Genomic DNA, 25,056 nt, shown 5'->3' with positions numbered 1-25,056 from the left:
TAGCGCCGGTTAGTTCACCCAACCCAGATAAATGGAGATAGGCATTAAGGCGAAAAGGATTGGGACAATGATAGAAAAGGCCGTTCCTACGAACGAGATCAGGCCGTTGTATTTAACGTGGTTCAATCCCAGTGATTGAAAAGAGCTTTGAAAGCCATGAAGCAAATGCCAGAATAAGGAAATGCAACCTGCTACATAAATCAGTACCACCCAAATGTTCTGGAAAATGTCCAGCATCATGTTGTAAAGCGGAAGCTCCTCGCCCGTCGTAAACTGGTTGGTGCGATTTGGAATCCAGAAATGAGCAGTGTGAATGACCAGGAATATCAGTAACAATGTTCCCAGCAAGCCCATACTACGCGAATACCACGTACTGTTGGCGGATGGATTATTGACCTCATAATTGATCGGACGGGCCTCTCTATTATTTTTCCAAAGCAAGAGTCCATCCACGATATGAATGAGAAATCCTGCAACCAGACCAATTTCAAGCGTTCGGATAATCGGGTTAGTACCCATAAAATGACCCCAGTGAGTAAAAGTCTCTCCCCCGTCATTGTAAAAAATCATGGCATTAATGGTGGCATGAATCACCAGGAAGCTTATTAAAAAAAGTCCGGTAAGAGCCATCAGAAGTTTTTTACCAATGGAACTCGTTAACGTTTGTGAAAACCACGACATAGCAAACACGAATGGTTTTAGTGCAAAAAAAATAGGTATATTCAGAACCTTTCAAAGGTATATCACAAACGGGTGCAAGGCAAAAAAACCTTCCCATTTTTATAAAACCATATATTATTTATAATCATTATTAAGAATTATTCAATCTAAATAATATTTGTAACCGGCGAGCCGTTCCGCATGCGATAAAAGATATTTTTTTCGTTGAGTTTTTAATCCGGCGACCCAACAATCACGCTCATGAACTTTACTCTACGACCTTTTTCTATCATATTGTCTTTTTTGCTTCTGATTTGCGCCTTTGACGCCAGTGCCACGCATTTTAGGGCGGGTGAAATAACAGCCAGAAGGATTTCCGCTACTAACCTCACTTATGAGATCACACTGACAGCCTATTTTGACGTCACTCCCGCCGGTATCGAAGCTGCAAAAGCCGCCGTCTCTGTCGACTTTTATTTCGGAACTGATGGCCCCAGGAAAGTGGACCGACTGGTTTCATCTATCCGCGACATTGGCAATAATACTACTGTTAACAAGTACATTACGACCTATACATTCCGGTCGGCAGGCCAGTATCAGATCTCGGTCAAAATGGATAACCGGAATGCCAATACCCTTAACCTGAACAATGGCGTACAGACAAACACCATTAACTTCTACGTTCACAGCACATTGGAGATCAATGCAAACTTTGGCCTTAACCAAACACCGGTACTGTTAAATCCTCCGATAGACATTGCTGCCGTTGGACAGCGGTACATTCACAATCCCAATGCTTTTGATGCAGATGGGGACAGCCTGTCATACAAAATGTTTGTCCCGCAACAAAGCCTCACAGGCAATGGCGTCGGAACCGATATTATCTACAAAGACCCGAACCAGGTCACCCCTCCCGGACAAACAGAGGCAGGCGTTTCTCCCGCGACTTTTAGCATTAACGAGGTCACGGGGGACCTGATTTGGGACGCTCCCGCGACCAAAGGCCAGTATAATGTGGCATTTATGGTTGAAGAATGGCGGGACGGTTTCCTGATTGGCAAGATCGTAAGAGACATGCAGATTCTCGTGGAAGACGCCCGCAATGACCGTCCGCTCGTGGACCCGTTACCGGAAATATGCGTCGAGGCCGGGACATTGATTAACCAGCAGGTCAGGGCTACGGATAAAAATGGTGATAAGCTTACCCTCACTTCGACAGGTGGTGTTTATGAAGCTTCGTTGATTTCGCCTGCGCTGGCCAAGTTTAATGTTGCTCAGCAGGGTTCACAAGGTACCGTCGCCGGTCAGTTTACCTGGCAAACTTCCTGTAACCACATCAGGCTCGAACCTTATGATGTGCTTTTCAAGGTAGAAGATGGGGCGAGACCTGATGTCAACCCGTCCCTTTTCCGAAAGCTTGTCGATATGACTACCCTCAGCATCCGGGTAGTAGGGCCAAGACCGCTTGGGTTAAAAGCCACCGCTGCTACTGATCCGGCAGGTACCGCCTACCGCCTCACCTGGGACGCTTACAGATGCCAGGTTGCAGGTGCCAGGATCGTTATTTATAGAAGAGAAAGCTGCTCTGATATTCCGGAAGATGTATGTATTACCGGTATTCCGGCAGGATCAGGATATGAAGAAATTGGTCGTGTCGCTGTCAATGAAACCACTTACCTGGACAATGATAATGGCAATGGGCTGCGCCCGGGTGTCTCTTACAGCTACCGTCTGGTGGTCGAGTTCCCTCGCCCTGGCGCCAATGCCGGTGAGCCTGGCAACCTGATCGGTGGCGGGGAAAGCGTTGCTTCCGATGAGTTCTGCCTTAACCTGCCTATGCTGATGCCGGTTATTACCAATGTTACCGTTGATTCTACCAGTGAAACCAAAGGGGTTATCACTGTTAAATGGACCAAACCAGCCGCTTCGTCAGGATTGCCTGCCCAGTACAGGCTTTTCAGGGCAGTAGGGCAAACCGGTACTGCCTTCACCCAGATCGCCACCATCAATACCAACCTGACGCCAGGCGCGCCGGATACGATCTTTGTGGACAGAAACCTGAACACATTGGTCAATCCTTATAACTACAAATTGGAATACTGGTACACCCAGGGTGGACAGCTTGTCAAGCTGGACGATGCCGAAACTGCCAGCAGTGTACGCCTCGAACAGAATGCGGCCCAGCCTAACCAGGTTGGTATCAAATGGGCAGCCTTAGTGCCCTGGGACAATTCCAACCGGACACACAGGGTGTACCGTGAGGATAAAACCAAGCCAGGCACCTTCAACCGCATTGCTGATGTGACCGTGCAGGGACCACAAACATTCACTTTTACAGATGATGGTTCGGACAAATATGCTGCCGACGGGACAGTCAACATTACCATTGTCAAGGATTCGACATATTGCTATAAAGTAGAAACAGTGGGTTCGTATAACAATAGCCAGATCAAACCGGCCGTACTTTATAACTTCTCGCAAATCCTTTGTGTGTCTTCTTCGGATACTACCAAGCCATGCCCGCCGGTACTGACGCTCGACCCGCTCAATTGCGATTCCTTGCAGGCGCATCCCGAGGCTTTCTGCGACTCCCCTACTTTTACAAATCATTTGTCATGGACTTACCCACAGTCGGTTGGCGGCAAAGACTGTGACCCGAATGTGTTTGCCTACAAAATATATTATGCCCGTTACGAAGGCGATACCCCTGGCCTGATCGCTACCGTGACCACACCGCCTTCCCCATTGTCGACTACCTACGACCATCAGGGGCTGACTTCTTTTGCAGGATGTTACTTTGTTACAGCTGTCAACAGGTTTGGAAGTGAGAGTGCGCCGAGCAATCTTGTTTGTAAAGACAACTGCCCGATGTATGTGCTGCCCAATGTATTTACCCCTAATGGTGATTTGAAAAACGATGTCTTCCAGCCTTATGAATGCCCTGCATTTGTTCAGTCACTTGAATTCAAGGCTTTCAACAGATGGGGAGCGCAGGTGTTCTCTACAAAAGATGTCAACATCAATTGGAATGGTAAAACCAATTCAGGCAAAGACCTCGCTGCCGGCCAGTATTATTATGAGGTAACCATCTATTTTGAATCATCCAAAAAAGTAACCACGCCGACTACCATCAAAGGATGGGTACAACTGCTCAGGTAAACCCCTCCCAGATGCCCCCTATTTGTCATACGGCCAGATTATGACAATTCATATATGATTTAGTAAGTTGTTTTGTATGTTTACAAAATGACTTACTATATTCATTCGGTAAGCACACATTTTTATTCAAATTTTCGTTGATTTATAATAGTTGGCGGGTAGTAATATCTGCGGCAACCTCTATCTAAATTAGCTCGACTCTCATATTTATGCGATCTGTTTTACAAATTTTCTCGCTTGCCCTTTTTCTGGCTTTTCTGTGTAGTGGTTATGAGGTAATGGCAACGCACATTCGTGCCGGTGAAATCACAGCCCGAAGAATATCAACAACAACGCACAGATACGAAATCAAGCTGACAGCCTACTTTGACATGCAAAATGGAGAAGGCGCGGCCAACGCCCAGAACAGTGTTTTCTTTACGATTGGAAACGTAAGATCGACCGGTACTCCGGTAGTATTGGAAGCCCCAAGGATCCAGCCGATCCCCAACATTGGCAATAACACGACCCAGAACACCTACATCATCAATTATACATTCCCGACTGCCGCTACATACAGGATTTCATTTGAAGAAGACAACAGGAACAATGGTATCCTGAACATTGGTCCTCCTCCTACTCAGAACCTGAACTTCTATGTAAGTACCATTCTGGAAATCAATGCGAACTTTGGCCTTAACCAGACGCCGGTACTGCTGAATGCACCCATTGACCTTGCCGCAGTTGGCCAGCGATACATCCACAACCCAGGTGCTTTTGATGCCGATGGAGACAGCCTTGCCTACCATTTGTTTACTCCGCAAAGAAGTGGTGTAAATGGCGCCGGTATTAACCTGCAATATGTTAATCCGAACCAGATTGGCGCTCCGGGACAAACAGAGGCCGGTGCTTCTCCTGCGACATTTAGTATGGATGAGATTACAGGGGATCTCGTCTGGGATGCTCCTGTCACGAAGGGTTATTATAACGTCGCATTTGTCGTCGAGGAATGGCGGGATGGTTTTTTGATCGGGCAAATAGTCAGGGATATGCAGATCATTGTCGACGATGCCCGAAACGATCGCCCACTCGTGGACCCGTTACCGGAAATCTGCGTCGAGGCAGGTACATTCATTAACCAGCAGATTAACGCTACCGATAAGAATGGCGATAAATTGACCCTCACTTCAACAGGAGGGGTATATCAAGCTTCACTCATTACTCCTGCCCTGGCCAAATTTAATGTTGCTCAGCAAGGCTCACAAGGCACTGTCACCGGACAGTTTACCTGGCAAACTTCCTGTAACCACATCAGGCTCGAACCTTATGATGTGCTTTTCAAGGTAGAAGATGCCGCGGGACCGAATGCCAATCCCTCCCTTTTCCGCAAGCTTGTCGATATGACTACCCTCAGCATTCGGGTATATGGACCCAAGCCACTTGGACTGAAAGCGGTTGCCGCCACCGATCCAGCGGGTACTGCCTACCGCCTTACCTGGGATGCTTATAAATGCCAGGTTGTCGGCGCTAAGATCGTTATTTATAGAAGAGAAAGCTGCTCTGATATTCCGGAAGATGTATGTATTACCGGTATTCCGGCAGGATCAGGCTATGAAGAAATTGGTCGTGTCGCAGTCAATGAAACCACTTACCTGGACAATGATAATGGCAATGGGCTGCGCCCGGGTGTCTCTTACAGCTACCGTCTGGTGGTCGAGTTCCCGCGCCCTGGTACCAATGCCAATGAGCCCGGCAACCTGATCGGTGGCGGGGAAAGCGTTGCTTCCGATGAGTTCTGCCTTAACCTGCCTATGCTGATGCCGGTTATTACCAATGTTACCGTTGATTCCACCAGCGAAACCAAAGGGGTTATCACTGTTAAATGGACCAAACCAGCCGCATCCTCAGGACTACCTGCCCAGTACAGGCTTTTCAGGGCGGTAGGACAAACCGGTACTGCCTTCACCCAGATCGCCACCATCAATACCAACCTGACGCCAGGCGCGGCGGATACCATCTTTGTGGACAGAAACCTGAACACATTGGTCAACCCTTATAACTACAAATTGGAATACTGGTACACCCAGGGTGGACAGCTTGTCAAGCTGGATGATGCCGAAACTGCCAGCAGTGTACGCCTCGAACAGAATGCGGCCCAGCCTAACCAGGTTGGTATCAAATGGGCAGCCTTAGTGCCCTGGGACAATTCCAACCGGACACACAGGGTGTACCGTGAGGATAAAACCAAGCCAGGCACCTTCAACCGCATTGCTGATGTGACCGTGCAGGGACCACAAACATTCACTTTTACAGATGATGGTTCGGACAAATATGCTGCCGACGGGATTGTCAACATTACCATTGTCAAGGATTCGACATATTGCTATAAAGTAGAAACAGTGGGTTCGTATAACAATAGCCAGATCAAACCGGCTGTACTTTACAATTTCTCGCAAATCCTTTGTGTGTCTTCTTCGGATACTACCAAGCCCTGCCCGCCGGTACTGACGCTCGACCCGCTCAATTGCGATTCCTTGCAGGCGCATCCCGAGGCTTTCTGCAACTCCCCTACTTTTACAAATCATTTGGCATGGACTTACCCACAGTCAGTAGGCGGCAAAGATTGTGACCCGAATGTGTTTGCTTACAAAATATACTACGCCCGTTACGAAGGCGACACACCCGGCCTGATCGCTACTGTGACCACACCGCCTTCGCCATTGTCGACTACCTACGATCATCAGGGGCTGACTTCTTTTGCAGGATGTTACTTTGTTACAGCCGTCAACAGGTTTGGAAGTGAAAGCGCTCCGAGCAACCTTGTTTGTAAAGACAACTGCCCGATGTATGTGCTGCCCAATGTATTTACCCCTAACGGTGATTTGAAAAACGATGTCTTCCAGCCTTATGAATGTCCCGCATTTGTTCAGTCACTTGAATTCAAGGCTTTCAACAGATGGGGAGCGCAGGTGTTCTCTACAAAAGATGTCAACATCAATTGGAACGGTAAAACCAATTCAGGCAAAGACCTGGCTGCCGGCCAGTATTATTATGAGGTGACCATCTATTTTGAATCATCTAAAAAAGTAACCACGCCAACTACCATCAAAGGATGGGTACAGTTGCTCAGGTAGTGCCCACCTTTTTTCTTTCGTCATCAAGTATTTCCTTTGTAGCCCGGTTAACAGCCGGGCTTTTTGTTCACTATGAATAATCTAAACACAGTAAATATGAAAAGGGCTTACATTTTCCCCGGCCAGGGTTCCCAGTTTAAAGGAATGGGACTCGATTTGTACCAATCATCAGATTCAGCCAAGGCTTTGTTTGAAAAAGCAAATGAGATACTTGGTTTTGATATAACCAAAATCATGTTTGAAGGCACCGACGAGGAGCTCAAACAAACCAATGTTACCCAGCCCGCCATTTTCATACATTCCGTAATCCTTGCCAAGATCAGCACCGATTTTGCTCCTAATATGGTTGCAGGGCATTCACTGGGCGAGTTTTCCGCATTGGTAGCAGCCGGTGCATTATCGTTTGAAGACGGGCTTGCACTGGTAGCCAAACGGGCAGACGCCATGCAAAAAGCCTGTGAGATCCGCCCGTCCACAATGGCAGCGATCCTAGGCCTTGCCGACAACATCATTGAAGAAGTATGTGCGGGGATCACCGACGAGATTGTGGTTCCGGCGAATTACAACTGCCCTGGACAGGTTGTGATCTCCGGTACGATCGAAGGCGTTGAAAAAGCGTGCGAATTGTTAAAAGCCGCCGGTGCCAAACGCGCATTGATACTACCCGTTGGAGGTGCATTTCACTCCCCTTTGATGGAGCCGGCACGCGAAGAATTGGCGTCGGCCATCCATGCAGCCGAGTTTCAGGCACCGATCTGTGCGATTTATCAAAATGTAAATGCCAAACCTGCGACAGAAATTTCAGTCATTAAAACCAATTTGATCTCGCAGCTGACTGCACCCGTAAGATGGACGCAATCCGTTGAACAAATGGTAGTTGACGGCGCCGAAACCTTCATTGAATGTGGTCCGGGAAAGGTTTTACAGGGGTTGGTAAAGAAAATTTCAAGCCAGGCAGAAATAAAAAGCATTTAATTTTTTTGCCAAATACTTGACAACTTAAACTCCCCGTATTACTTTTGCACCACTGTTTACGGTTTTGGCCGATGGTGTAATGGTAACACAGGACATTTTGGTTGTCTTATTCAGGGTTCGAGTCCTTGTCGGCCAACAGTAAGTTAAAAGAGCTCATCGAAAGTGAGCTCTTTTTTTATGCCTTCCTTTTTAAGAATCGATACAAATTAGTCGACGAAATACCCATTTTTCTCTTTCAATGAGGCGTTTTTATCGATAAGTGCTAGTTTAGGCTACCAAATAGAAAAAATGGTGACTTATAATATTTTACTCGTATAATATTTCCATATGAAATATTACATTTACCATGTTTTAACCTAAACGGCACCCATATGAAAATTGACAAAGTTAAAAAGCGTGATCGAGAGCGGACAAAGAGTAAGATCCTCCGTGCGGTCGGCGAAGTGATTGAGCAACACGGTACTGAAAAAGTAGGCGTGAATCTTATTGCCAGGACGGCGGGCGTAAACAAAGTACTCATTTACAGGTACTTCGAGAGCGTCGACGGGCTCATGGAGCAATATGTAAAATCGGGCGAATATACCTCTACCACCAGCACCGAGTACATCGACAACATTCCGCAGCTCGCGCCCGAAGAACGCGGGAAGGTACTGACAGGCCTCATGCACACTTTTATGAATGACCTACGTGAACGCAAGGCTACCCGCGACCTGCTGAGGTGGGAAATCGGGACCGGCAAATCGATGCTGTCTGAGGCCCGCAACCAGGTGGCATTACGGATTTTGAGTAAAATAGGAGATCTACCCCACTACAACGACACCAGTGCACTTGTAACATTTCTCACAGCCGGCATTTATTACATGACCATTTCTACTGACTATCGTGAAAAAATGATAGATGTTGACCTTCATTCAGACGACGGATGGAAACGGATAGAAAAAGTCATCGAACGGATTATTGTCGACGTCAGAAGCTGATATAAAAACACAAAAAGAGTCCTTCCGGCCATTCGGAAGGACTCTTTTTTTATGAATTGAAAATAAACCATTCTGCATAACCTATATTTGTTTCTCTGATTTTGCTGCCCTGATGGCGCAAAACCGATTGAACAATTATGAGTGTATTAAAAAAACTGGCCAGCGAAACCGCGACATACGGTATCAGTACCATGCTGGGCCGCTTCCTGAATTACCTGCTGGTCGCACTTCACACCAAACTTTTTGAACCTGAACAAATTGCCGCCCAGGGCCAACTTTATGCCTACGCCGGATTGGCGATGGTACTGTATACCTTTGGCATGGAAACTGCATTTTTCCGGTTTGCCAGGCAAGAAACCAACCGGAAACAATATTATAATCTCATCCTCAGCGCAGTGATTCTGGTCAGTGTGTTCTTTTCAGGACTAATCTTTGTTTTTGCAGAAAGCGCTGCCGAATTTATCAAATACCCGGAAAGTGTCTCGATTGTCAGGATGTTTGCGGTCATTATGGCTATTGATGGCATTGTTTCCATTCCTTTTGCAAGGCTGCGGCTGGAAGGGAAAGGGAAAAAATTTGTGATCATCAGGGTTACCAACATCCTGATTAACATTTTCCTTAACTTATTCTTCCTCATTGTTTGCAAAGACATTTACACAGGTGAATATTTAGCTTTTCTCAAACCTGCTATTGCCATTTTCTACGATCCGATGCATGCGCCGGATTACATTATCATGGCCAACCTCATCGCCAATTTGCTGTTTTTCTGGCTTTTACGGAAAGAATTCTCGGATTTCAGGTTTGTATTTGATAAAACCCTTTTCAAGCCGGTATGGGTGTATGCTTTCCCTATCCTGGTCATGAATGCGGGGGGCGTTGTAAACATGCTTTTCGACCGCGCGTTCATTCAGTTTCTCCTTCCCAGAGATTTTTACCCGGGCCGTACCAGCAAACAGGCGATTGGTATTTACGTACAGTGCTATAAGTTGTCGATCTTCATGAACCTGGCCATTCAGGCATTCAAATATGCTGCCGAGCCTTTTTTCTTTTCCAAAGGTGAAGACAAGAATGCGCCGGAGGTATTTGCAAAAGTTACCAAATACTTTACCATCATATGTGTGGTCATGTGGGTAGGCATATGCCTGAACCTGGATTTGTTTGCGGAATTATTCCTGAAACAAAAGATCTACCATGAAGGCTTGTCGGTAGTTCCGTGGCTGTTGGCGGGCTATATGTTTCTGGGGATTTATTACAACCTGGCAACGTGGTTCAAGCTCACCGACAAGACAGAGTATGGAACCTGGCTCACATTGACCGGTGCGCTGATCACTATTCTTAGTAGCTTCCTGCTCGTTCCGGAAATTGGCTATTTAGGCTTTGCAATTGCTTTTGCATTGTCAGGTTTCACAATGCTCGCTTGCTGCTATTATTTTGGACAAAAGTATTATCCTGTCCCCTACGACGTTACCTCCGCTTTGGGATACATTGGAGCGGGTACGCTTCTGATATACGCCTCAACCCTGTTCAAGATTGACAATCTGCTGATCTCAGTACCTGTTCACATGCTGATACTCGCCATCTTTTCGGGCGTTGCATTTTTGATAGAAAGAAAGAATATTCCTTTTTTAAACAAAAAATAGAAGACTAGGGCTGCATTTCCCTGAGCAATTTATTGGAGAATAGAAACTCTTTTAATTCCGGTACGACTGTCTTGGTGATCTCCGTGTTGACGCCCTCCCAGAGCTTGCTACCCTGATAAAGGAACATGATGTTTTGCCCGATCTCCATCACCGAGTTCATATCATGCGTAATGATAATGGTCGTGATCTGGTACTCTTCGGTTATTTCCTTGATCAGTTCATCAATTTTAACAGAAGTAAGCGGATCGAGGCCGGAGTTAGGTTCATCACAAAAAAGGTACATAGGGTTCATCACAATCGCACGGGCAATACCCACCCTTTTTTTCATCCCTCCACTGATCTCAGAAGGCATTCTTTTGGCGGCCGCTTCCAGCCCCACACGCTGTAAACAAAATGCCACGCGCTCCTGCTTCTCCTGCATAGTCTGCTCGGTGAGCATATCCAACGGAAAACGGACATTCTGCTCTACTGTTTTGGAATCGAAAAGCGCACCCCCCTGAAACAATACGCCCATTTCACGCCGGATTGACTGCTGTGTTTCCTTATCGCAATTGTAAAAGTCGCGACCATTGTACAACACACTACCCCCGTCGGGTTTGACGAGGCCGATCATACACTTCAGCAAAACACTTTTTCCGGTTCCGCTGCCACCTATGATCAAATTGGTCTGTCCCTTTTCGAATTTTGAAGATATTCCCTTTAGAACTTCCTTACCGTTAAAAGCTTTGGCTATATTATTTACTTCAATCATCTTTTTGATCTTGTTGTAACTATCCCGGCGGCTTGGACTAATGCTTTTACAATAACAGTTGGGCTAACAGATAATCCGCGATAAGAATGGATATACAGCTGTTCGTTACCGCTTCTGTACTTGACCTACCTACCTCCAACGCTCCACCTTCCGTAAAAAATCCTTTGAATGAAGATATTGTGGCAATTAAAAACCCAAACACCAGCGGTTTGACACACATAAAGAAAATGTTATACGGCACAAATGAATCCCTGATCCCGTACAAATAATCCCTTTCCGTGATCACGCCCGTCAGCGTACCAGCCAGATAACCCCCTAAAATACCCAGAAATGCCGAAAAAATAACGAGCATCGGGAATGTAAACATCGCTGCAATCACCTTCGGAAGCACCAGATAGGACGACGAATTGATCCCCATTACTTCCAGTGCGTCGATCTGCTCGGTGATGCGCATGGTACCTAATTCGCTGGCAATGTTGGAGCCTACTTTCCCTGCGAGCACGATGCAGGTAATGGTAGGCGCGAGTTCGAGTATTTCCATATCCCGAACGATCAGGGCCACTGTGGAAATAGGGATAATGGGGCTAACCAGGTTATATGCTGTTTGAATGCAGGATACTGCGCCTATAAATGTAGAGACGATCGCAACAATAAATATCGAGCTCACTCCTATACCCACACATTCCTCCATCAGCCTGCGCCAGTAAACCGACAATTTTTCCCCTTTCCCGAACAATGTCCCTAAAAAAATAAAGTATTTCCCGATTACAGACATGATATCTAGATTGTATTCAATATTTTCGGGGAAATTAGGCAAAAAAAGAAGTAATCAGAAAAATGAATCCATTAGCGGTAGTAACCGGCGGGACAAAAGGAATAGGCAAAGCGCTAATTGAACGGTTCATGAGCGGTGGTTTTGACATAATTACCTGTGCGAGAAACCTTCATGACCTGGAAGATCTTGAAAAAGAAATGAAAGGCCTTTTTGGCGATTCAACATTATATTATTTACCGGCTGATCTTTCCCTGCGGGCCAATGTGGATGCATTTCTGGATTTTGTCAAATCAAAAAACAGATTTACAGAGGTACTTATCAACAATACGGGCGTATTTATTCCCGGGCAGGTCCATAATGAATCCGAAGGCACATTGGAAAAAACAATGGAGACCAACGTTTACAGCGCATATCACCTCACAAGAGGTTTTGTCGGCGACATGATGGCGAACCGGAAAGGGCACATTTTTAACATCTGCTCAACGGCGAGCATTATGGCTTATCCCAATGGCGGGTCCTATTGTATTTCCAAATTTGCGCTCTACGGCATGACAAAGGTACTCCGTGTAGAGATGGAGCCTCATGACGTGAAAGTGACCGCTGTGCTCCCCGGAGCTACCTTAACGGACAGCTGGAAAGGTGTGGATTTGCCGGAGGAACGTTTTATCGATCCGAAAGATGTAGCTGACGCCATTTGGGCCGCTTACTCGCTTTCCCCGCGTGCCGTGATGGAAGAAATTTTAATCCGGCCACAGCTTGGAGATTTGGATTGATTAGTAAAGAATAGAGCAATTTTACTAAATTGCCGCATTTTTAAAATTATTTATTAAACCCATATTTCATTTCATGGAACAATACCTCGGTATAGACGTGGGCGGTACTAACGTAAAAATGGGGATCGTTGACGCTACGGATGGAAGAATTTCAAATTTTTACAGTCACGATACCGCCAGCTGGCGTAGTTCAGGGCATTTTATAGAAAGATTAGGAGATGCGATAGCGTTACAGCTTGTTGAATATCCGGAGGTAAAAAGAGTAGGAATCGGTGTTCCCGGACTCACGACCAGAGACCGGACTACATTGATAGAAATTACTGCTATCCCTGAAATTGATGGCATTGCCATTGTTCCTGATCTGAAAGAAAGATTTCCAAGCCACGATTTTTATCTTGAAAATGATGCCAATGCTGCGGCGTTGGGTGAGTATTATTTTGGAGAAGACAAACTTCCTGAGGACTACATTTTCGTAACGCTCGGAACCGGTATCGGCGGTGCTGCTATTATTGATAAGAAAGTTTTCAAAGGCGGTGGCGGTAATGCTATGGAGCCAGGCCACGTTCCATCCAAGAATGGAAAAGTGCTGGAACGTAACATTGGCAAGAAAGAACTGCTCGACCTGGCCAATGCCATGCGTGCCGAATACACAGGCCAGACGCAGCTTCCTGACGACGGGACTATCTCTACTACCGGCCTCGTTGCTGCTGCTTCGAAAGGCGATGAGCTTGCGAAACAGGTATTTCACGAAATGGGTTACCTGCTTGGAGAAGGACTTGTGTCGATGATCCGTATCCTGGACATTACAACTATTTTGATCGGCGGTGGTATTTCTGCATCGTTTGAATTTATTTTGCCAGCCATTAATGAGCGTTTTGAATACTGGCTAACGCCTTATTACTTAAAGACTATCACCATTAAACGCGCCACTTTGGCTAATGACGCAGGCTTGCTTGGTGCTGCTTCACTGTGTTTCGATTGATTTTTTTTCCAACTAATTTATACTCAATAACGTCCTTTATTTCTATTCACCTTTTAACGTTCTGATGAAGTTATCTGTTATCGTTCCTGCTTACAATGAGGAAAAGACAATTTGGAAAGTATTGGATAAACTCAAATCTGTTGAACTGATTGGCGGCTTTCAAAAGGAAATAGTAATAGTCAACGATTGTTCGTCGGACAACACGGAAGGCGTAGCGAAAAGGTTTATTGAGGAAAATCCGCAGATGGAGATAAGCTATTATCGCCATGAATACAATCAGGGTAAGGGAGCGGCCTTACATACGGGCATTCGCAGGGCCATCGGTGACTACATTATCGTGCAGGATGCCGACCTCGAATATGACCCGCAAGAATTTAATATCTTGCTAAAACCGGTAATTGAAGGATATGCTGATGTGGTGTACGGCTCCCGCTTTATGGGTGGGAGACCACACCGCATCCTCTTTTTCTGGCATACGATCGGCAACAAATTCCTTACTTTCCTGAGCAACATGTTTACCAATCTCAATCTGACGGATATGGAAACATGCTACAAACTTTTCAGGGCCGACATTCTCAAAGGGTTGGTATTGCTTGAAAACCGCTTTGGCTTTGAACCAGAAGTCACGGCCAAAATCTCTAAAGTCCCAAAAATCCGAATATATGAAGTAGGCGTCTCCTACTACGGCCGGACCTACGACGAAGGCAAGAAAATTAACTGGAAAGATGGTTTCCGCGCCCTGTACTGCATTGTCAGGTACGGACTGGGCCGTTAGAAAACTCATAGTAGCCTCAGGATAATTTTTGAAATCCAATTTCTTTTTTCCTCCGTAGATATGGAGCACTTTATCAAATTGATAAAGTGGTAATCCAAGCACCCCGCTTCTACGAATGAAAAGATTGATACTACTGTTTTTATTTACAGGATTATTTATTCGTACAACTTATGCCCAACCATCCGGCATAGCCATCCTGGACAAAGTGCCTGCCGACATGCAGCTTTTTGCAAGAGACAGCACCGGGCAGGCAGATGTGGATTTTCTGGGCAGGGTACAAGAGCCCGGATATGCCTATCTGTCTGTCATAAAATTCAGGGACAAGACAAGAAGCGGTTATCAAAGAAAAGATCTTCAATATAACGGCGCACAAGCTCCATTTAACTTTTCGTTCAAAATCAAGGCTGAGCTTGCCGAGTATTCGTTTGAAATTTACGCCTGCAAGTCAAAATCTGACTCCGTGCTGATCGCCAGACGCGATAACATTGTCGCCGGTGATTTTTACCTGATTTACGGACAATCCAACGCGGTAGCCTGGGAGATAGACTACCAGTACAGAAACGAGTTTGCACGGACATACGGATCTTCGGGAGGTGCAGCTGCATGGGGTTTAGCAAATGACATTGGTCAGCGCGTAGGTATATTCGGAATTGAATTTCAGAGAAGCATTGCTGAAAAATACCAGGTTCCTACATGCGTCATCAACGGCTCCGCAGCAGGCGCTTCCCTACTCGCTCTCACCGAAAGATCGAGCTTCTACGGATACCTGCTGAATGCGGCGAAAGAATCTGGATTGCTGCCTTCTTTGAAAGCCATATTTTTCTGGCAGGGCGAAACAGAGGCCTCGTCTGATGATCCGCTAACCTGGGCTCCGCGTTTTGACAAATTGGTGAAAATGTGGCAGGAAGATTACCCTATGGTTGAAAAGATATACCTTTTTCAACTTCCTCTTTTCGGCGGCGGCGCATATGACGACCGGATTGGTCTCTTGCGGGAACAACAAAGAACAATGGATCGAAAGTATCCCATTATTCAGCCTTATGCAGCTCTGGGCGCCGAAGGATGGAATGGATTTCACTATGGCTTAGAGGGATACCTGCAAGTGGGTCGCGACCTGGCGGATTTGGCGGGATTTTATCATTATGGTCAAAAAGAAAAGATTTCTTCACCCAGCTTGCAGAAGGCATTTTATTCTACATCTAAAAAGGATGAAATAACAATGGTTTTTGAAGATTACCAGCGGATGGTCTATCCTAATGACACAACAGCTGTGAACATTGAAGGAAGCCAGGAAAGCTCTTCCGTTTTTACTATGAAAGACTTTTTCTATCTGAATGCTGAGTGGAAAAAACTGGCGTCAGGCAGAGCAGAGGCCAATAGGATCGTTGTGAAGCTAAAAGAGGCTGCGAATGATTCTACGATTAAATATCTTCCTTCCAAATATCATTACTCGGGGCTGTTGAGTGCCGCCTGGGTGTACATTGGACCGTTTCTTAGAAATACCAAGGGGCAGCGCGCGTTTGCTTTTCACCATAATAAGATTTTTCCTTACACGGATTTGGGCGCGATAACGCTCGTATCTAACGAACAAGATCACCAGGTGGTCCTAAGCTGGAATAAACTGCCAAATGTAGCCGGGTACATGTTGGAGCGATTTGATGCTGCGGACACACTTGGTACACATGAGATATTGCATTTCCCGGCAAGCCAGTTCAAATATGAAGACCCATCAGCAAAAAAAGGAATTGAATACATTTATCGAATCAGAGGTTATACGGATCAATCTGAATCGAATTTATCGTCTACAACAATTACCAAGCAGGGTGACGATCTCCTGCAAGAGATAAGCATTATGATCTATCCTAACCCAGTAACCGATTTTATCAATATTGCTTCCGGCACAGCTAATATCAGCCTGGTGGAACTGTTTTCTGCAAGTGGTAAAATGTTTAAAAATGTGAGTTATGAAGGCAAGGATTGGGTCACATTCAATGTGAATGATTGTAGTAGTGGCCAGTATATTCTGAGGGTTTATTATGGAGACAAGTCGAGCGCCCGCAGAGTTTTGCTGATGCATTGAGCAATCGGCAGCCATTTTTACTAGTGGTTGACTGGGTATACCTCATATAGTAAATTCCCTACCGCCGCCCGCTATTTTTATTGAGTAGAAATCGCTCGAAGAATGTACCCTTTCGCAATGAATATTGCTTTACTACTTCTTTCCCGTTTTTTTGATAGGCGCTTTCCAGCAGGTCGTAGTACTCGTCGCGGGCGCTGCGCGGGACCGGATTTTCAATCGTATTTCTGTGTCCTTTTAAAACAAAAAGCCTTTCATAGTAAAATTTCAGCGGGCTGACGCCATTCAATGCCCAGAACAAAATCCCTAATGTTAAGATCCTCTTCTTGAAAATCAGTTTGGAGTTTGTAACAATTACGTAGGCGATTGATATACTAAAAACCATCTGCGGCACCACCGACGAGCGAATATTGAGATCATTGTAATACCCGATTTGGAACAGGGAAACAATGACCAGAAAAACGAGAGAAACCAGCAATGCATCACGATCGAACTGCATGAGTCGTTTTCCAAAAAACAGAAACCATATTCCATACGCGACACCCAGGTAGGCCAGGTAGTAAACCCACCAATAATCCGCGTTGGTTTGCCACAGTGCGCGGTTACTTTCCATCGTGGTGGCCTCCGAGCTTGTTAAAAACAGCACAACGGGCAGATATGCGATAAGCAGCGGTATGGCATACAGTACCTGATCCAGGAAGAATGTCCTTCCCTCTTTCGAGACATTTTTAACAAAACTCATTACTAAAAACCCAAGCAAACCAATCGCTGCAAAAGGGGTCAGAAACAATGTACCGAGAAAAAAATACGCTGCCGCGTTGAAATAAGCAGGCTTGTCGCCGATCGCCAGAAGGAAGCATATCCCGAGGATAGCCGGTAATGTGTGCTGGGGGGATTCCGACAATCCTCTTGTAAAAATAGGTACCTGATTTAGGATAAACTTGCCGTTTACAACCAGCGAATTACCTTCCTGAATAGGCAGCGTGGGAATAAAATGGTGCAGCGCCGGGAAAATCACGCAGACATAAGAACCTACTACCAGCGCGACACAAATGAATATGCGTTTCCAAGGATGCAGATCAATGACCCGGACCTGAATCCAGGTGTAGGTAAGCGCCAGGCCAATCGTGCACCAGACAAAGAAGAAGAATTTAATGACACTTAATGAAAGGTATTTTCCGAGTAATGACGGTATAATGTAGTTCCCCAGGTAGTAGCACATATATACCTGTCGGTCCTCACTATACAACGGTAAATCCTGAGTAGCCAGCAAATTGAATTTATAGTTATGTATCAGGTAATCATAGCTTTGGTATTGAAATATCCCGAACTCTGAAAAAGTGCAGACGAGGGTAGCCAGTGCGAATGACGAGCCCAAAAGAGGCAGCATATTGATTTCCTCAGCTTTGGTTTCCGGCACATTCAATTTTCTTATTGCCAGAAAAAAGGCCATCAGCAGGCACAGGATTGAAATGAATGCAAAATGAGGTTTCAGCCAGAATAAAAGAAAAAAACAGGTAGGCGCTGATACGTATACCAGCGTGGCAATGGTCAAATTTTTCATAACGTCGTGAAGGGATTTCAGGGCTAATAATCAGCTTTTCGGTACCTCATTAATTTCAAATAAAATTCACCTCGGCATTCAGGTCAATGCCGAATTTGACTGATACCGAAGCCTTGATTTCTTCTGCCAGGGCTTTGATATCATTACCATTACCGCCTCCATAATTAACGAGGACGAGGGCTTGCCTCTCATGTACCCCGATCGCGCCGCGGCGATACCCTTTCCAGCCCGCTTGTTCAATCAGCCAGCCGGCTGGCACTTTCACTTTTTCGGCGCTCACCACATATCCGGGCATTTCAGCAAAAGTTTCTTTCAGTTCTGCGTATTGTCCTGACGGGATTTCCGGGTTTTTGAAAAAACTACCTGCATTCCCTATTTGTGCCGGGTCAGGCAGCTTACTTTGGCGGATTTTAATGATCGCATCGCTGACGTCCCTGATCGTCGGGCTGGCCACATTCATTTCTTCCAATGTCTTTTTCACATCTCCATACCCCACATTCAGCACTGGGTTTTTGCTTAAAACAAATGTAGCACCGGTGATCACGTACTGATCTTTCAATGCTCTTTTGAAAACACTTTCCCGGTAGCCAAACTGGCATTCTTCTTTGGAAAACGTCCTTTTCTGGCCATTTTGAATGCTTACACCCTCTACTGATTCGATCACATCCTTGATCTCGACACCGTAAGCGCCAATGTTCTGCATCGGTGCCGCGCCTACTGTTCCGGGAATCAATGAGAGGTTTTCAATGCCACCATAATTGTTTTCAACGCAATGCATCACGAAGTCATGCCACACTTCTCCTCCTCCGACTTTTAACCAGACACGGTCGTCATCTTCCTTTATTTTTTCAATGCCTTTAATGACCGGATGAATGACCAGCGCATCGACATTCCTGGTAAAAAGGACATTACTTCCGCCTCCGAGAATAAATTTTGCCGTCTGTTTCCATACCGGATCGAGCAGAATTTCAGTTAGTTCTTCAATAGACCGGGCTTCCACGAAGTAGCGGGCCTCCGATTCGAGGCCGAAAGTATTGAGGTGGCGAAGTGAAAAGTTAGATTGTATTTGCATCGAAATGGTCATAATAGGCCGGTAAAGTTAGATATTACATTCAAAATTTAGTGGTATGGTGATTCATCCATTTTTGATTAAGTTTGTGGGCTCAGTCACAATGGTTCAGGATATGATGCTGAAAAAGAAATTTTTATGGGCTTTGCATCTTGGTATAATCGTCCTCGCAGGTTGCAGCAAAAAATCGGTGGTCAGCTCTTCCGGTTCCGAATATAAGGAAGACCTCGCATCGGTTCGTCCCCGTTACGAGTACACTGAACCTACCTTTGCAAAAAAGACGGAAACAGCCGTCGCTCCTAAAAACAACAATGTTCCCAGGGCCAATGTGGACAAACCTTTGTATGTAAACAAGCGCCTGGACACTGTTCTGGATACGCTTGCAAAGCAAAATAAATCCATCAGGTACATTAATGGTTTCCGTATACAGATCTATGTTGGTAATGTAAGACAAGAGGCCGACGCAGCCAAATCGTACATTTACCAGGCATTCCCGGACCTTAACCCATACATGTCCTATTCGCAGCCAACCTACCGTGTCAAAGTAGGGGATTTTATGTACCGGAGCGATGCAGAACAATACCTGGATCTCGTCCGTCAGCAATATTCGTCTGCCGTGATACTTTCGGACAGGGTGGATATTAAAAGAAGTATGATGGTAAATCCGGCTTCTGAAAGCAACTAGGCCGGCGTTGATAAAATTGTTTTTTACTTTAAACCGGATAACATTATCCACATATACATACCTAAGACAATAATGAAAAAAGCCCTGATTACCGGGATTACCGGGCAAGATGGTTCTTATTTGGCGGAACTACTTTTAAGCAAAGGATATGAAGTGCATGGTATCAAACGACGCAGCTCGTTGTTCAATACACAACGCATTGATCATATTTACGAAGATCCACACGAAAAAAATGTGCGCTTTCACCTCCACTATGGTGATTTGAGCGACTCTACTAACATTATCCGCATTGTACAGGAAGTTCAGCCAGACGAAATCTACAACCTGGGCGCCATGTCCCATGTTCAGGTTAGCTTTGAAGAACCGGAATACACTGCTAATGTCGACGGTATTGGTACGCTTCGTATCCTGGAAGCAGTACGTTTGCTGGGATTGACCAAAAAAACGAAGATATACCAGGCGTCCACTTCCGAATTATACGGACTGGTGCAGGAAGTTCCGCAATCGGAAACTACACCGTTTTATCCACGCTCACCTTACGCAGTCGCGAAATTGTACGGATACTGGATCACGGTCAACTATCGTGAAGCTTATGATATGTTTGCTGTGAATGGGATTTTGTTCAACCACGAATCTCCATTACGCGGCGAAACTTTCGTGACCAGGAAAATCACACGTGCCGTTGCGCGGATCGCGTTGGGCCTGCAAGACAAGGTGTACCTGGGTAACTTGGACGCACAACGCGACTGGGGACATGCCAAGGACTTTGTGGAGGCAATGTGGCTGATCCTGCAACAAGAAGTGGCCGAGGACTTTGTAATCGCAACGGGGATCACGACCCGCATCCGCGATTTCGTCAAAATGGCTTTTGCAGAAGTAGGTATCGAAGTTGAATTTAAGGGCGAAGGCGTCAATGAGATCGCCGTTGTGAGTAAATGCACTAACCCTGACTTCCAGATCGAGATTGGCAAAGAAGTGGTGGCTGTTGACCCAAGATATTTCCGTCCGACTGAAGTGGAATTGCTGATTGGCGATCCTACCAAGTCGATGACCAAGCTGGGCTGGAAACCCAAATATGACCTGAAAGCATTGGTCCAGGATATGGTTACTGCTGATGTGATGTTGTTCAAGAAGGACAGACTATTGGAAAGTAGCGGACACCGCGTTCCGAACTACTACGAATAGGAAATCCTTGTACCAAAAAATAAACCCCGGTGGAAAGCCACCGGGGTTTATTTTTTGTGAGCCATTCAATTATCAGATCGTTCTTGGAGCTTTCTGAATGGATTTTGCAGCTTTTATTAATTTCTCAGGAGTCTGGTAGCCCAATAGCGACTTTACCATTTTTCCATTGCCATCAATAAAAAACAATGTCGGGTAACCTTCAATCGGGTATTTCTCCGCCAGGGCTGGGCCTTCGCCGCTTTCCATATCAAATTTTACATTGATAAAATTGGCATTGAAAACTTTCGCCACATCAGCGCGGGTGAAAACATTTTTTTGCAGCAATTTACATGGTCCGCACCAGGTAGTGTAGGCGTCAAAAAATATGATTTTGTTTTCCTTCTTGGCTTTTTTAAGAATAGCCGCCCAGGACGCCTCCGTAAACTGAATGCCCTTTTCAGCAGCTTTATCAGACTTTTTGTTCCCATCTCCTGCATATACCGCTGAAAACGTCAGAGACAGCAATGCAACCAGGAAACCCAATTTTTTCAGACTTTTCATCTTTTCGACTTAGTTACAGTTTCAAATATTCACAAACGAAAATACCCCTTTGTTTCATTTTATCCAACACCTTAGCAGACAACACATCATTACTCTGCAAGGTTGATAAAAAAGAAAAAAGTAACTTCGCAACATTATTAACGTCAAATAAATATGAAAGTTCAGGAAGCAAGATATGTAATGAGCAATTCGGATTACCAGAAATGCCCTGAGCCTGATTTGCCGGAATATGCTTTCATAGGTAGGTCCAATGTAGGGAAATCGTCCCTGATCAATATGCTTACCGAGAAAAAGTCTCTTGCGAAAACGTCTCAGCAACCCGGTAAAACTCAGCTTATTAACCATTATCTGATCAATGACCTCTGGTATCTGGTGGATTTGCCCGGCTACGGTTATGCCAAAGTAAGTAAAGTAGAGCGCGAGAAATGGGAGACGATGATCAATGATTACCTCCATAACCGCCAAAACCTGATCTGCACTTTTGTGCTTATCGATGTTCGCCACAGCGCGCTGACCGCTGATCTGGAATTTATGGCTGCATTAGGCGAGGCAGGGATCCCATTTCACATTATTTTTACCAAAGCCGATAAACTGAAACCAGGACAGGTTGCCAATAAAGTGGAAGAATACAAACAGACATTGAGCGAATTATGGGAAGAAGTACCTCCAATGTTCGTGACATCGGCTGAAAAACACGAGGGCCGTGACGCCATCCTGAAAACAATAGAAACTTATAATCAGTCGTTTGAGAAGACAAAGTAAGAGGGAGGTTGTATAACGGTCAATCTTTCTGTTATTTTGCGACAAAATTTAGTTGGTCATTGCATTCAACATAATCATAATCAAGATATAACTAATAGTAAGAAAGGATGAGTGAAAAAGTAGAGTCAACCGGAATGGATTTGTTGAAAGAAATCGCAAATGTTTCAGGTAAAGGCGGATTGTTCCGCATTCTTAAGCCAAGCCGTGCGGGCGTGATCGTTGAGAGTCTTGACGAAAAAAGAGAAAAAACCCTGATCGGGCCAACTGCGCGTGTTTCAGTGTTGAAAGATGTTTCCATTTTTACTGAAGGCGAAGAAGAATCAGTTCCGCTGGCAGACGTTTTCCTCAAAATCCGGGAAATTCACGGAGAAGAAATCGCTATTCAGGTAAAAACCTCTTCTGATAAAGACTTCATTGAGTTTCTGAACAAAATCCTTCCGGAATTTGACAGGTCCAAAGTGTATGTGTCCGACATCAAAAAAATCATTACCTGGTACAACTTATTGTCAAAATATATCCCTGAGCTTTTTGTAGCATCTGAGGAAGAGGCAGTGGCTGAAACTGAGGAAACGGAAGTAGTTGCAGAAGAGCCAGCTAAAAAACCGGCCAAGAAAGAAAAGACCAAAGCGTAGTTTACGATATAGCATTTCGCATTAGAACCCTGTCCGGCAGACAGGGTTTTTACTTTTTCCAACTCCCGGTATCCGAATATGACAAACCTTCCTGCATACATTGACCATACCCTGCTCAATCCGACAGCGAGCGAGACGGATATCCGTAAAGTTTGCGAAGAAGCCTGGATACACCAGTTTAAAGCGGTTTGCATTGCTCCTTCCTACGTCGCCTACACGGTCGAAATGTTTGAATTCTGTCCGGTAAAAATCGAGATCGCGACGGTGGTCGGTTTTCCAATGGGCTACTCTACTACTGCTACCAAAATCGCAGAAGCCGAAAATGCATTGAGGGACGGGGCCACCGAGCTGGATGTGGTGATGAATATTTCGCGTTTCAAATCCATGGCTTACGTCAGCGTCCGGGAAGAACTGCGGCAGCTCTCGGATCTTGCCCACACGAGCAATGCATTGCTCAAAGTAATCATTGAAACCGCCTACCTGGATACCTTTGACCTGTATACAGCTTGTGAGATCTGCGCTGAGGCGAATGTGGATTTTGTCAAAACGTCTACCGGGTTCGCTCCAAAAGGCGCTGAAGTAGAAACTGTGAAAATGATCAGGTCGATACTTCCTACTAACATTAAAATAAAGGCCTCGGGTGGTATTCGTACGTACGATCAGGCCGTTGCAATGATCGAAGCAGGAGCTGACCGAATTGGTACTTCGGCCGGCGTATTGATCGTGACGCAGGCATGAGGCAGCGCGTTATGCTCCTGAGTACTGTTCATCCGCCGACAGACCCGCGTATTTTTTACAAGATAGCTCCTTCGCTTTCCACGTATTACGAGGTGTTTTGTGCGATGCCGGGCGCTAGGGCGAATACTGAGACCAATGCATTCAAAACCATCAGGCTTCCCCATTTTCAGGGATTATTCGCAAGGGCATTGTTTTGCCATCCGGTTGCATTGTGGAATTACCTCCGTTTCAGGCCCGATCTGGTCCATATTTTCGTTCCTGAATTGCTGCCGCTGGCTTTTTTGTTTCAATGGCTCGGTACGAAGGTGATTTATGAAGTGCAGGAAAATCTTTATAAGAAGTTCAGTATCAAACGTTACAACAATGGAGCGGTTTATCAATTTCTATTCCGGCTCTGTGACAGGATAGCCATGCGCAGATTCCACTTGATTTTTACGGAGCACGCATATCTTGACGTATACCGGGACCTGGCCTATCCGCATGTTGTCATTCATAATTATGCGTCGCTTGCCTTTATTGATGCCAATAAGTCCTGTTCCGGCGTAATTTCAGACAAACCACAATTATTTTACACCGGGGTAATATCTATGGAACGATGTTTTGATATAATCGTAGCAGCTTTGGCGAGACTGAAAGTTACGTACCCGACGTTTCATGTTCATTTATTCGGCCCGTCAAGGCTGGATCAAAAGGAGATGGCGAAACTGCCTGGCTTTGAAGACATTCGCAATAACCTGACATTTTATGGTTATACCGATATCAAAATGGCTTTACCATTCGCACAAAACGCAACCGCAGGCATAGCGCTCTTAAAACCGGTTGCTGATTATCCCGAATCCTATACAACTAAATTGTTCGAATATATGTCCTTGGGGCTACCGGTTATTACTTCTGATTTCCCAATTTACCGGGATGTTGTGGAACAATCGGAATGTGGCTTTTGTATTTCTCCATACGATTCTGACGCATTGTATGAAAAACTCCGCTGGATCATTGAAAATCCCGGTTTGGCCAGATCAATGGGAAATAACGGAAGGAAATCGGCAGAAAAAAATTATAATTGGCAGCAAGAGGAAGGCCTTCTGCTGTCATTTTACAAAAGTTTGTTAAAAAGTGACAGGGTTATGTAACGATTACTCCTTTTACTATAATTTTATAAACTTATTATTGAATTGTTCAAATATTAAGTGCTACGATTTCTACGAAATATTTAACTTTCGGAAT

At 45.3% G+C, this 25,056-nt stretch carries 21 protein-coding genes and 1 tRNA gene; 16 read left to right on the top strand and 6 right to left on the bottom strand.

The annotated features are described in order from the left end of the window. Positions 1-9: 9 nt before the first annotated feature. Complete coding sequence (locus ON006_RS26025) at positions 10-681, bottom strand: succinate dehydrogenase cytochrome b subunit (protein WP_244824164.1); 672 nt, start codon at positions 679-681, stop codon at positions 10-12. 240 nt (positions 682-921) lie between these two features. Between ON006_RS26025 and ON006_RS26020 the strand changes: the two genes are divergently transcribed. The 6 genes from ON006_RS26020 (at position 922) to ON006_RS25995 (ending at position 10,524) form a co-directional block, all read left to right on the top strand. After that, on the top strand, positions 922-3,819 hold the full coding sequence (locus tag ON006_RS26020; protein WP_244824163.1) for a T9SS type B sorting domain-containing protein: 2,898 nt from the start codon (positions 922-924) through the stop codon (positions 3,817-3,819). A gap of 209 nt (positions 3,820-4,028) precedes the next feature. Then, on the top strand, positions 4,029-6,932 hold the full coding sequence (locus ON006_RS26015; RefSeq protein WP_244824162.1) for a T9SS type B sorting domain-containing protein: 2,904 nt from the start codon (positions 4,029-4,031) through the stop codon (positions 6,930-6,932). A gap of 96 nt (positions 6,933-7,028) precedes the next feature. Then, positions 7,029-7,907: an ACP S-malonyltransferase gene (gene fabD, locus ON006_RS26010; RefSeq protein ID WP_244824161.1), complete on the top strand. Its 879-nt coding sequence runs from the start codon at positions 7,029-7,031 to the stop codon at positions 7,905-7,907. A gap of 65 nt (positions 7,908-7,972) precedes the next feature. After that, positions 7,973-8,043 (top strand) — tRNA-Gln (locus ON006_RS26005). A gap of 235 nt (positions 8,044-8,278) precedes the next feature. Further along, entirely contained in the window at positions 8,279-8,884 is a 606-nt protein-coding gene (locus ON006_RS26000; RefSeq protein ID WP_244824160.1) for a TetR/AcrR family transcriptional regulator, read from the top strand. A 137-nt stretch (positions 8,885-9,021) separates the two neighbouring features. Beyond that, entirely contained in the window at positions 9,022-10,524 is a 1,503-nt protein-coding gene (locus ON006_RS25995; protein ID WP_244824159.1) for a lipopolysaccharide biosynthesis protein, read from the top strand. 4 nt (positions 10,525-10,528) lie between these two features. On the opposite strand, the gene ON006_RS25990 is transcribed toward ON006_RS25995, so the two are convergent. Continuing rightward, complete coding sequence (locus tag ON006_RS25990) at positions 10,529-11,275, bottom strand: ABC transporter ATP-binding protein (RefSeq protein ID WP_244824158.1); 747 nt, start codon at positions 11,273-11,275, stop codon at positions 10,529-10,531. 46 nt (positions 11,276-11,321) lie between these two features. Continuing rightward, positions 11,322-12,050: an MlaE family ABC transporter permease gene (locus ON006_RS25985; RefSeq protein WP_244824157.1), complete on the bottom strand. Its 729-nt coding sequence runs from the start codon at positions 12,048-12,050 to the stop codon at positions 11,322-11,324. 62 nt (positions 12,051-12,112) lie between these two features. On the opposite strand from ON006_RS25985, the gene ON006_RS25980 reads away from it, so the two are divergent. From ON006_RS25980 to ON006_RS25965, 4 genes are all read left to right on the top strand, one after another. Further along, positions 12,113-12,823, top strand: a complete 711-nt coding sequence (locus ON006_RS25980; RefSeq protein ID WP_244824156.1) for an SDR family oxidoreductase — start codon at positions 12,113-12,115, stop codon at positions 12,821-12,823. A 73-nt stretch (positions 12,824-12,896) separates the two neighbouring features. Continuing rightward, positions 12,897-13,805, top strand: coding sequence for an ROK family protein (locus tag ON006_RS25975; RefSeq protein ID WP_244824155.1), 909 nt, complete (start codon positions 12,897-12,899; stop codon positions 13,803-13,805). A gap of 64 nt (positions 13,806-13,869) precedes the next feature. Then, entirely contained in the window at positions 13,870-14,580 is a 711-nt protein-coding gene (locus tag ON006_RS25970; protein WP_244824154.1) for a glycosyltransferase family 2 protein, read from the top strand. Between the two features lie 115 nt (positions 14,581-14,695). Beyond that, positions 14,696-16,660 carry a T9SS type A sorting domain-containing protein gene (locus ON006_RS25965; protein WP_244824153.1) on the top strand — a complete coding sequence of 655 codons (1,965 nt, stop codon included), beginning with the start codon at positions 14,696-14,698 and terminating at the stop codon, positions 16,658-16,660. 58 nt (positions 16,661-16,718) lie between these two features. On the opposite strand, the gene ON006_RS25960 is transcribed toward ON006_RS25965, so the two are convergent. Next, positions 16,719-18,221 (bottom strand): hypothetical protein, encoded by a 1,503-nt coding sequence (locus tag ON006_RS25960; RefSeq protein WP_244824152.1) that lies wholly within the window; start codon positions 18,219-18,221, stop codon positions 16,719-16,721. Positions 18,222-18,276: 55 nt separating this feature from the next. Then, complete coding sequence (gene murB / locus ON006_RS25955; protein ID WP_244824151.1) at positions 18,277-19,293, bottom strand: UDP-N-acetylmuramate dehydrogenase; 1,017 nt, start codon at positions 19,291-19,293, stop codon at positions 18,277-18,279. Between the two features lie 55 nt (positions 19,294-19,348). Here murB and ON006_RS25950 point away from each other — a divergent pair, with 55 nt between their 5' ends. Together ON006_RS25950 and gmd are read left to right on the top strand one after the other, a co-directional pair. Then, positions 19,349-19,975, top strand: coding sequence for an SPOR domain-containing protein (locus tag ON006_RS25950; RefSeq protein WP_244824150.1), 627 nt, complete (start codon positions 19,349-19,351; stop codon positions 19,973-19,975). Between the two features lie 72 nt (positions 19,976-20,047). Next, complete coding sequence (gmd, locus tag ON006_RS25945; RefSeq protein WP_244824149.1) at positions 20,048-21,160, top strand: GDP-mannose 4,6-dehydratase; 1,113 nt, start codon at positions 20,048-20,050, stop codon at positions 21,158-21,160. A 72-nt stretch (positions 21,161-21,232) separates the two neighbouring features. Here the strand turns inward: gmd and ON006_RS25940 are convergent, their stop codons facing one another. Further along, positions 21,233-21,700: a thioredoxin family protein gene (locus ON006_RS25940; protein WP_374760242.1), complete on the bottom strand. Its 468-nt coding sequence runs from the start codon at positions 21,698-21,700 to the stop codon at positions 21,233-21,235. A 153-nt stretch (positions 21,701-21,853) separates the two neighbouring features. Between ON006_RS25940 and yihA the strand changes: the two genes are divergently transcribed. The 4 genes from yihA (at position 21,854) to ON006_RS25920 (ending at position 24,962) form a co-directional block, all read left to right on the top strand. Further along, complete coding sequence (yihA, locus tag ON006_RS25935; RefSeq protein ID WP_244824148.1) at positions 21,854-22,462, top strand: ribosome biogenesis GTP-binding protein YihA/YsxC; 609 nt, start codon at positions 21,854-21,856, stop codon at positions 22,460-22,462. Positions 22,463-22,569: 107 nt separating this feature from the next. Then, on the top strand, positions 22,570-23,094 hold the full coding sequence (locus ON006_RS25930) for a DUF5606 family protein (RefSeq protein ID WP_244824147.1): 525 nt from the start codon (positions 22,570-22,572) through the stop codon (positions 23,092-23,094). A 78-nt stretch (positions 23,095-23,172) separates the two neighbouring features. Next, the gene (deoC, locus tag ON006_RS25925; RefSeq protein WP_244824146.1) at positions 23,173-23,832 is read left to right on the top strand and encodes a deoxyribose-phosphate aldolase; all 660 of its coding nucleotides are present in this window, start codon (positions 23,173-23,175) and stop codon (positions 23,830-23,832) included. Next, positions 23,829-24,962: a glycosyltransferase gene (locus ON006_RS25920; RefSeq protein WP_244824145.1), complete on the top strand. Its 1,134-nt coding sequence runs from the start codon at positions 23,829-23,831 to the stop codon at positions 24,960-24,962. The genes deoC and ON006_RS25920 overlap by 4 nt, the downstream gene beginning before the upstream one ends. Positions 24,963-25,056: the final 94 nt, after the last annotated feature.

The organism is Dyadobacter pollutisoli (genome assembly GCF_026625565.1).
GTDB classification, from domain to species: Bacteria; Bacteroidota; Bacteroidia; order Cytophagales; family Spirosomataceae; genus Dyadobacter; species Dyadobacter pollutisoli.
This window is presented reverse-complemented; position numbering and strand designations above follow the sequence as displayed.

Excerpts from the sequence above, each read along its gene's own strand:
- murB (WP_244824151.1), bottom strand. The coding sequence starts at position 19,293 with ATGCAAATACAATCTAACTTTTCACTTCGCCACCTCAATACTTTCGGC.
- yihA (WP_244824148.1), top strand. The coding sequence starts at position 21,854 with ATGAAAGTTCAGGAAGCAAGATATGTAATGAGCAATTCGGATTACCAG.
- gmd (WP_244824149.1), top strand. The coding sequence starts at position 20,048 with ATGAAAAAAGCCCTGATTACCGGGATTACCGGGCAAGATGGTTCTTAT.
- ON006_RS25990 (WP_244824158.1), bottom strand. The coding sequence starts at position 11,275 with ATGATTGAAGTAAATAATATAGCCAAAGCTTTTAACGGTAAGGAAGTT.
- ON006_RS25960 (WP_244824152.1), bottom strand. The coding sequence starts at position 18,221 with ATGAAAAATTTGACCATTGCCACGCTGGTATACGTATCAGCGCCTACC.
- fabD (WP_244824161.1), top strand. The coding sequence starts at position 7,029 with ATGAAAAGGGCTTACATTTTCCCCGGCCAGGGTTCCCAGTTTAAAGGA.
- ON006_RS26020 (WP_244824163.1), top strand. The coding sequence starts at position 922 with ATGAACTTTACTCTACGACCTTTTTCTATCATATTGTCTTTTTTGCTT.
- ON006_RS26015 (WP_244824162.1), top strand. The coding sequence starts at position 4,029 with ATGCGATCTGTTTTACAAATTTTCTCGCTTGCCCTTTTTCTGGCTTTT.
- ON006_RS25975 (WP_244824155.1), top strand. The coding sequence starts at position 12,897 with ATGGAACAATACCTCGGTATAGACGTGGGCGGTACTAACGTAAAAATG.
- ON006_RS26000 (WP_244824160.1), top strand. The coding sequence starts at position 8,279 with ATGAAAATTGACAAAGTTAAAAAGCGTGATCGAGAGCGGACAAAGAGT.
- deoC (WP_244824146.1), top strand. The coding sequence starts at position 23,173 with ATGACAAACCTTCCTGCATACATTGACCATACCCTGCTCAATCCGACA.
- ON006_RS25940 (WP_374760242.1), bottom strand. The coding sequence starts at position 21,700 with ATGAAAAGTCTGAAAAAATTGGGTTTCCTGGTTGCATTGCTGTCTCTG.
- ON006_RS25920 (WP_244824145.1), top strand. The coding sequence starts at position 23,829 with ATGAGGCAGCGCGTTATGCTCCTGAGTACTGTTCATCCGCCGACAGAC.
- ON006_RS25980 (WP_244824156.1), top strand. The coding sequence starts at position 12,113 with ATGAATCCATTAGCGGTAGTAACCGGCGGGACAAAAGGAATAGGCAAA.
- ON006_RS25930 (WP_244824147.1), top strand. The coding sequence starts at position 22,570 with ATGAGTGAAAAAGTAGAGTCAACCGGAATGGATTTGTTGAAAGAAATC.
- ON006_RS25995 (WP_244824159.1), top strand. The coding sequence starts at position 9,022 with ATGAGTGTATTAAAAAAACTGGCCAGCGAAACCGCGACATACGGTATC.
- ON006_RS25950 (WP_244824150.1), top strand. The coding sequence starts at position 19,349 with ATGGTGATTCATCCATTTTTGATTAAGTTTGTGGGCTCAGTCACAATG.
- ON006_RS26025 (WP_244824164.1), bottom strand. The coding sequence starts at position 681 with ATGTCGTGGTTTTCACAAACGTTAACGAGTTCCATTGGTAAAAAACTT.
- ON006_RS25985 (WP_244824157.1), bottom strand. The coding sequence starts at position 12,050 with ATGTCTGTAATCGGGAAATACTTTATTTTTTTAGGGACATTGTTCGGG.
- ON006_RS25965 (WP_244824153.1), top strand. The coding sequence starts at position 14,696 with ATGAAAAGATTGATACTACTGTTTTTATTTACAGGATTATTTATTCGT.
- ON006_RS25970 (WP_244824154.1), top strand. The coding sequence starts at position 13,870 with ATGAAGTTATCTGTTATCGTTCCTGCTTACAATGAGGAAAAGACAATT.